This window comes from Pseudomonas brassicae (assembly GCF_010671725.1).
GTDB lineage: Bacteria > Pseudomonadota > Gammaproteobacteria > Pseudomonadales > Pseudomonadaceae > Aquipseudomonas > Aquipseudomonas brassicae.
In genome coordinates this window covers 1-7,564 of sequence record NZ_JAAHBU010000019.1, presented here as the reverse complement: position 1 = coordinate 7,564, position 7,564 = coordinate 1, and the positions used below count along the sequence as shown (strand labels likewise).

The 7,564-nt window shown below is 64.3% G+C and carries 5 protein-coding genes and 2 pseudogenes; 1 reads left to right on the top strand and 6 read right to left on the bottom strand.

Annotated features, from left to right (window positions below; translation table 11 throughout):
* The 6 genes and pseudogenes from G3436_RS01995 to G3436_RS01970 form a co-directional block, all read right to left on the bottom strand.
* Positions 1-782, bottom strand: a pseudogene (locus tag G3436_RS01995) (aldehyde dehydrogenase family protein); the annotation flags it as partial.
* Positions 783-819: 37 nt separating this feature from the next.
* Positions 820-1,734: a LysR family transcriptional regulator gene (locus tag G3436_RS01990; RefSeq protein WP_163940740.1), complete on the bottom strand. Its 915-nt coding sequence runs from the start codon at positions 1,732-1,734 to the stop codon at positions 820-822.
* Positions 1,735-1,991: 257 nt separating this feature from the next.
* Complete coding sequence (gene guaA / locus G3436_RS01985) at positions 1,992-3,569, bottom strand: glutamine-hydrolyzing GMP synthase (protein WP_163940737.1); 1,578 nt, start codon at positions 3,567-3,569, stop codon at positions 1,992-1,994.
* A gap of 78 nt (positions 3,570-3,647) precedes the next feature.
* Positions 3,648-5,117 carry an IMP dehydrogenase gene (gene guaB / locus G3436_RS01980; RefSeq protein ID WP_163940735.1) on the bottom strand — a complete coding sequence of 490 codons (1,470 nt, stop codon included), beginning with the start codon at positions 5,115-5,117 and terminating at the stop codon, positions 3,648-3,650.
* Between the two features lie 85 nt (positions 5,118-5,202).
* Positions 5,203-5,760 (bottom strand): sugar ABC transporter ATPase, encoded by a 558-nt coding sequence (locus G3436_RS01975; RefSeq protein ID WP_163940733.1) that lies wholly within the window; start codon positions 5,758-5,760, stop codon positions 5,203-5,205.
* Between the two features lie 17 nt (positions 5,761-5,777).
* Positions 5,778-6,559: pseudogene (locus G3436_RS01970) on the bottom strand (TSUP family transporter).
* A gap of 103 nt (positions 6,560-6,662) precedes the next feature.
* Between G3436_RS01970 and G3436_RS01965 the strand changes: the two are divergent.
* Positions 6,663-7,544: a LysR family transcriptional regulator gene (locus G3436_RS01965; protein ID WP_163940730.1), complete on the top strand. Its 882-nt coding sequence runs from the start codon at positions 6,663-6,665 to the stop codon at positions 7,542-7,544.
* The last annotated feature ends 20 nt before the right edge of the window (positions 7,545-7,564 follow it).

Genomic DNA, 7,564 nt, shown 5'->3' with positions numbered 1-7,564 from the left:
GATCACCGGGGCCTTGCCGCCCAGTTCCAGGTGGGTGCGCTTGAGGGTCCTGGCCGCAGTCGAGAGTATCTTCTGCCCGGTGACGATATCGCCGGTCAGCGACACCATGCGCACCTTGGGGTGCTGACCAGATGCGCGCCGACGTTCTCACCGCCGCCACAGATGATGTTGATCACCCCGCGCGGCAGCAACTGGGCCAAGGTCGGCGCCAGGGCCAGAATCGACAGCGGCGTGTGCTCGGAGGGCTTGAACACCAGGGTATTGCCGGCGGCCAGGGCGGGGGCGATTTTCCACGCGGCCATCATGATCGGGTAGTTCCACGGGGCAATCGAGGCCACCACCCCGATCGGGTCGCGGCGCACCATGCTGGTGTAACCGGGCAGGTACTCACCGCTCAGTTGGCCGGTCTGACAGCGCACGGCACCGGCGAAGAAGCGGAACACATCCACGCTGGCGCTCAGGTCGTCTTTGCGCGCCAGGTGCAAGGGCTTGCCGCAATTCAGCGATTCGAGCCGCGCGAGCACGTCGGCGTTGTTCTCGATTGCACTGGCGATCTCCAGCAGCAGGTTCGAGCGTTGCTGCGGCGTGGTGCGTGCCCAACCGGCAAACGCACGATGGGCGGCGAGGATCGCGGCTTCTGTCTGCTCGGCACTGGCTTCGGCGATGTGGGTCAGCACCTGCCCGGTTGCAGGGTTGAGGATTGGCTCGACGACGCCCTGGCCGGCGACGAGTTCACCATCGATCAGGAGTGCGGTGGACAACGGGGTCTGCGCGGCTGACATGTAGAGGCTTCCTGTTTCGTGTGTGGCGCGGGTACGCCTAAAGGGATGACTTGCGCCCGCCGTGAGGCTGCTCGCGGGCAACCGCCAGGAACGGGTCGACCAGCGCCGGGCGCGCCGTGCCCCGGCGCCAGGCCAGGCCGACGTCAAGGGTCTGGGTGAGGTCGGCAATCGGGCGTGCCTCGATGATGTCGCCTTCCAGCGACCAGGGGCGATAGGTCATGTCGGGCTGGATCGATACGCCCAGGCCGGCCGCCACCAGGCTGCGCACCGCTTCGGTCGAGGCGGTGCGCAAGGTGATGCGCGGCTGCAGGCCAGCATGCGACCAGAGGCGCTGGGCATTGCTGTCCATCTCGTCGACGTTCAACTGGATCAATGATTCGCGGGCCACGTCGGCCAGGTTGATGCTGTCGTGCTCCAGCAGCGGGTGCTGCGCCGGCAGCCACAGCCGATGGGGCGAGTGGGTCAGTACTTCGGATTGCAGGGCATGGCGGTCTTCGAGGTTGGACAGGATCAGCACGCCGACATCGATCTCGCCGCTGACCAGCAAATGCTCGATATACGATCGTTCGTCCTCCATCACGCGCAGTTCCACATTCGGGTAGGCGCGCTGGAAACGGGTCAGCAGGTCGGCGAGGTAGTAGCCGGCCACCAGGCTGGTCACGCCGACCACCAGTTGCCCGGCCACCTGGTCGGTACTGTGCTGCAGGCTGCGCTTGGCGTTGTCGACGGTGGCCAGGATCAGGTGCGCCTGGCGCAGGAACTGGTGGCCCTGGTGAGTGAGGTGCATGCCCTTGGCGTGGCGGTTGAACAGGCTGACGCCGATTTCCTGCTCCAGTTGCTGGATGGCCAGGGTCAGCGTGGACTGGGAGATGTACACCGCCTGGGCGGCGGCGGAGATCGACCCGGTCTCGGCCACGGCGATGAAGTGGCGGATCTGGCGCAGCGTCATCATGGGGTAAGCACCCGGCAGTCTGGTTTTTTAGATTTTGCCGAGTGTATATCTTTTTTATCGATGGCTGGGTAAACGCCTGCTGGCAGGCGAGTCGGTGGGGTAGAGGCGTTTGCCTTCGACCCGGCCGGCAAGCTGCGGCGTGCGCAGTTGAAGCGGTACGCGTTCGACCGGCTGGACCCGAAAACCAAAAAGCCCGCAGTTACGCGGGCTCCAGGGCATTTATTGCTAGCGGGTGCCGGACAATGCCGGACGCCCGATCATTCCCACTCGATCGTCGCAGGCGGCTTGCTCGACACGTCATAAGTAACGCGCGAGATGCCTTCGATCTCGTTGATGATGCGCCCGCTTACCGTTTCCAGCAGTTCGTACGGCAGGTGCGCCCAACGTGCGGTCATGAAGTCGATGGTCTCGACCGCACGCAGCGCCACGACCCAGGCGTAACGACGGCCGTCACCCACCACGCCCACCGATTTCACCGGCTGGAACACCACGAAGGCCTGGCTGACCTTGTGGTACCAGTCGGCCTTGCGCAGCTCTTCGATGAAGATGTGGTCGGCACGACGCAGCAGGTCGGCGTATTCCTTCTTCACTTCACCGAGGATACGCACGCCCAGGCCCGGGCCCGGGAACGGGTGACGGTAGACCATGTCGTACGGCAGGCCCAGCTCCAGGCCCAGACGACGCACTTCGTCCTTGAACAGCTCGCGCAGCGGCTCGACCAGCTTGAGGTTCATCTCCTCCGGCAGGCCACCGACGTTGTGGTGCGACTTGATCACGTGGGCCTTGCCGCTCTTGGCGCCGGCCGACTCGATCACGTCCGGGTAGATGGTGCCCTGCGCCAGGTACTTGATGTTGTGCAGCTTGGTCGACTCGGCATCGAACACGTCGATGAAGGTACGGCCGATGATCTTGCGCTTCTTCTCCGGGTCGGCTTCGCCGGCCAGGTTGTTCAGGAACTGGTCTTCGGCGTTGGCGCGGATGACCTTGACGCCCATGTTCTCGGCGAACATGGCCATCACCTGCTCACCTTCATGCAGGCGCAGCAGGCCGTTGTCGACGAACACGCAGGTCAGCTGGTCGCCGATGGCCTTGTGCAGCAGCGCCGCAACCACCGAGGAGTCGACACCACCGGACAGGCCGAGCAGCACGTTGTCGCTACCGACCTGGGCACGTACCTGGGCAATCGCGTCTTCGGCGATTTTCGACGGGGTCCACAGCGCTTCGCAGCCGCAGATGTCGAGGATGAAGCGCGACAGGATGCGACCGCCCTGCTTGGTGTGGGTCACTTCCGGGTGGAACTGCACGCCGTAGTAGCCACGGCTGTCGTTGAACATGCCGGCGATTGGGCAGCTCGGGGTGCTGGCCAGGATGTGGAAGTCTTCGGGGATGCGGGTGACCTTGTCACCGTGGCTCATCCATACGTCCAGGCCGAATACGCCGTCGGCGTCGACGTGGTCTTCGATGCCGTCGAGCAGGCGGCTCTTGCCGACCACGTCGACACGGGCGTAGCCGAACTCGCGCAGCTCGGAACCTTCAACCTTGCCGCCCAGTTGCTCGGCCATGGTCTGCATGCCGTAGCAGATACCGAATACCGGTACGCCCAGGTCCCATACGGCCTGTGGCGCGCGCGGGCTGTCGGCTTCGTGCACCGACTCGGGGCCGCCGGCCAGGATGATGCCGCGCGGAGCGAATTCGCGAATCGCCTCGTCGTCCATGTCGAACGGGTGCAGTTCGCAGTACACGCCGATCTCGCGCACACGGCGGGCGATCAGCTGGGTGTACTGGGAACCGAAGTCGAGGATCAGGATACGGTGAGCGTGAATGTCGAGGGCCATGACTCAATCTCGTCAGTGGTAATCGGAAACGACGCGGGGCTGTCGTGAACAGCCCGCTTACAGGTATTGCCAGGCGCATCAACCTACGCGGTAGTTTGGCGCTTCCTTGGTGATCTGCACGTCATGCACGTGGGACTCGGCCATGCCGGCACCGGTGATGCGCACGAACTCGGGCTTGGTGCGCATTTCTTCGATGTTGGCGCTGCCGGTGTAACCCATCGAGGAACGCAGGCCGCCCATCAGCTGGTGGATGATCGCGGTCAGGGTACCCTTGTATGGCACGCGACCTTCGATACCTTCCGGTACCAGCTTCTCGGCGCCAGCCGAGGAGTCCTGGAAGTAGCGGTCCGAGGAGCCCTGGGCCTGGGACATTGCACCCAGCGAGCCCATGCCGCGGTAAGCCTTGTAGGAACGGCCCTGGAACAGTTCGATTTCGCCTGGCGCTTCTTCGGTACCGGCGAACATCGAGCCCATCATCACGGCGCTGGCGCCAGCGACGATGGCCTTGGACAGGTCACCGGAGAAGCGGATGCCGCCGTCGGCGATCAGCGGTACGCCGGTGCCTTCCAGCGCAGCGGCGACATTGGCGATGGCGCTGATCTGCGGTACGCCGACACCGGCAACGATGCGAGTGGTGCAGATCGAGCCAGGGCCGATACCGACCTTGACCGCATCGGCGCCGGCTTCGGCCAGGGCCTTGGCGGCAGCGCCGGTGGCGATGTTGCCGCCGATCACCTGCACCTCGGGGAAGTTCTGCTTGACCCAGCGCACGCGGTCGATCACGCCCTTGGAGTGGCCGTGGGCAGTGTCGACCACCACCACGTCAACCCCGGCAGCAACCAGCGCAGCCACACGGTCACCGGTGTCTTTGCCGGTACCGACCGCAGCACCGACGCGCAGGCGACCCTGGTCGTCCTTGCTGGCCAGCGGGTAGGCCTTGGCCTTTTCGATGTCGTTGACGGTCATCATGCCCTTGAGGGCGAATTTTTCGTCGACGATCAGTACGCGCTCGATGCGGTGCTTGTGCAGCAGTTCGCGGGCATCGTGCTTGTCGGCGCCTTCCTTGACAGTGACCAGGCGCTCTTTGGGCGTCATCACTTCACGTACGGTGGCGTCGAGGCGGTTTTCGAAACGCACGTCACGGGAAGTGACGATGCCGACCAGGTCACCATCGTGCAGCACCGGTACGCCGGAGATGTTGTGCAGGCGAGTCAGTTCGAACAGGTCACGCACGGTGGCGTCGGCCTCGATGGTGATCGGGTCCTTGACCACGCCAGCTTCGAACTTCTTGACCTTGCGCACTTCGCCAGCTTGCTGCTCGATGGTCATGTTCTTGTGGATGATGCCAATACCGCCTTCCTGGGCCATGGCAATGGCCAGGCGGGCTTCGGTCACGGTGTCCATGGCGGCGGAAACCAGCGGAATATTCAGCTCGATGCCACGGGTCAAACGGGTCTTGAGACTGACTTCGTTAGGTAGCACCTCGGAGTAACCGGGTACTAGGAGAATGTCGTCGAAGGTCAGGGCTTCTTGGCTGATACGCAGCATCGCGGGGGCTCCCGGGCGGGAAAAATGGAAGCGCGCCATTATACTCGTGCGCGCCCGTTGACTCAATGCAAAGATGGGCCTTCGGTCAGTTGCCTTGCAGCTTGACCTGCACCACGGCCACCGGCTGGTCGAGCCAGTCGGCAAACGCATCGATGAAGGACTGCTTGAAACCGGCCTCGCCCCAGTTATTGAAGATGAACCCCAGGTTGGAAAAGGCACAGGCTTGCAGAAACAGGAAGCCGTTGATGTCGTCTTCATGGCCGCAGCGCGGGCAGGTGAAGTTGTCGCTGATGCCGGGCATCCACTCTTCCAGGCTGGCAAACAGCTCCACCCCGACTTCCTTGCGGCACTCGGCACAGCCGGCTTCTTCGAGGAAGCCATCGGTGGGCGTATAGATGCAGCGCTTGTAGATGACTTCAAGGCCGTTGACCGGTTGACCATATGGCAACAGCGCTGGCCGTTCGACCACCTTGCGCGCGCCCTCGGCGATGGCGTAGGCCATGCGATTGCCGGTGCGCCCGCAGGTGCTGAGCTGTTCCTCGATCACCTTCTCGCGTACCAGCCAGCGCAGGATCGCGCGGGCGCGCGGCTCGTGCACCGGCACGGTGGAGATCTTGGGGACGATGATGCTCTGGAAAGTCATGACGGCGGCCGAACAGGTTAAAGGTGCCAGTTTACCTCACTCAGGTAGCGTGCGATCAGCGCGATGCCGCTGGCCAGCACCAGCCAGGTGACCAGCCGCACGAAGGCTTCGCGGGACATGTTCAGGGTCAGCCGGCGACCGGCCCACAGCCCCGCCACCATCATCGGCAGCAGGCACAGCGCGAGCAGCAGCAAGGACAGGTCGGCGTATACCCCGGCGATCAGGAACAGGCTCAGGCGCACCACCGTGCTGCAGCTGATCAACGCACTCTGGGTGGCACGCGCCTGGTCCTTGGAGGCCAGCCGCGCGTTCAGGTAGATGGCATACAGAAAGCCGCCACTGCCGAACAGCGCACCAAACAGGCCGCCGACCGTGCCCATCGGCACTGCCCAGCCGCCGGCCAGTTGCGCCGGCTTGACCTTCACCGCCAGGCTGTAGAGTGCGTAGGCGGTAACGAACAGCCCCATCAGCAACAGCAGCAGATCCGACTTCAGGTTCAGCAGGAACACCACGCCCAGGGTGCAGCCGATGGCCATGAACGGCAGCAGGCGCAGTAATTCGCCACGCACCACCGCCTTGCGTGCGGGCAGCCAGTTGCCGAAGGCGGCGACAAAGTCCAGCAGCACCAGCAGCGGATGATGCGTGACAGCGGCATGAAATTGATCAGGATCGGGCCGGCGACCAGGGCAGTGCCGAAACCTGCAATGCCGAACACGATGTAGGCCGCGCCCACGCCCAGCAGGATCGGCAGCCACTGGGTGGCGGTGAAGGGCAGTTGATCGAGAAGGGCCGAAAGCATGGGCGCGCCTCTGGAGGTGATTGATAGCTGAACTGTAGCGATGCGCAAGCCATGCCGACTAATATGCAATTTAGCCACCAGCCATCTCGAAAAGGCATGACAGATGATTTCTACCCGCCAACTGCACTACTTCGTCGAAATTGCCGAGGCTGGCAGTTTCAGTGCTGCGGCCGAACGCGTGTGCGTGGCGCAGTCGGCGCTGAGCCGGCAGATCAAGGAACTGGAGGGGAAACTGGACACAGCGCTGTTCGAACGCACGGCCCGCCAGCCACGCCTCACTGCCGCCGGCCAGGCCTTCCTGCCGCGTGCACGCGCCCTGCTTGGCGATCTCGACAAGGCCAGCCGCCTGGCCAGCGAAATCGGCCAGGGCCTGCGCGGCAGCCTGCGCCTGAGCCACTCCAGCACGGTGCCACTGACGGGCGCCCTGCTCACGCGCCTGAGCAACTACTTGCAGGACAACCCTGGCGTGTCCATGGAGATCGCCCAGGCGTCGTCCGAGGCGCAACTGGAGGACCTCGCCGAAGGGCGCCTGGAGTTGGGCCTGCTGCGCCTGCCGGTGCTGCGTCAGCATGAGGGGTTGAGCGTGCAGCCGTTGTTCGAGGAGCCGTTGCTGCTGGCGGTTGCCGCCGATCATCCTCTGGCGGGTGAACCGCGCGTGCACCTGGCGCAGTTGCGCGACGAAGCGTTCATCTCCATTCCGCATCGCCAGCGTGGCGGCCTGAGCTACCTGTCGGCCGAGTTGTGCATGCGCGAAGGGTTCTTCCCGCGGGCGGCACGAGTGGTGTCGCGCAAGACCACGCAATTGCAGTTGATCCAGGCCGGGTTCGGCGTGGCGTTGCTGCCGCAGTGCATGCGCGATATTGCACCAGCGGGGCTGCGCTGGGTGGCGTTGGCCGACGAAGGCTGCGTGAGTAGCGTGGCGCTGGCCTATCGGCGCGATGCCGGGCCGTTGGTGCAGCAGGTGCTGGCTCATCTGCAAGGCTGAGGGCCCTTTCGCTGGCAAGC

What these genes read in the sequence shown, in the direction of transcription:
- G3436_RS01990 (WP_163940740.1), bottom strand. Translation starts at nt 1,734, where the DNA reads ATGATGACGCTGCGCCAGATCCGCCACTTCATCGCCGTGGCCGAGACC.
- G3436_RS01975 (WP_163940733.1), bottom strand. Translation starts at nt 5,760, where the DNA reads ATGACTTTCCAGAGCATCATCGTCCCCAAGATCTCCACCGTGCCGGTG.
- guaA (WP_163940737.1), bottom strand. Translation starts at nt 3,569, where the DNA reads ATGGCCCTCGACATTCACGCTCACCGTATCCTGATCCTCGACTTCGGT.
- guaB (WP_163940735.1), bottom strand. Translation starts at nt 5,117, where the DNA reads ATGCTGCGTATCAGCCAAGAAGCCCTGACCTTCGACGACATTCTCCTA.
- G3436_RS01965 (WP_163940730.1), top strand. Translation starts at nt 6,663, where the DNA reads ATGATTTCTACCCGCCAACTGCACTACTTCGTCGAAATTGCCGAGGCT.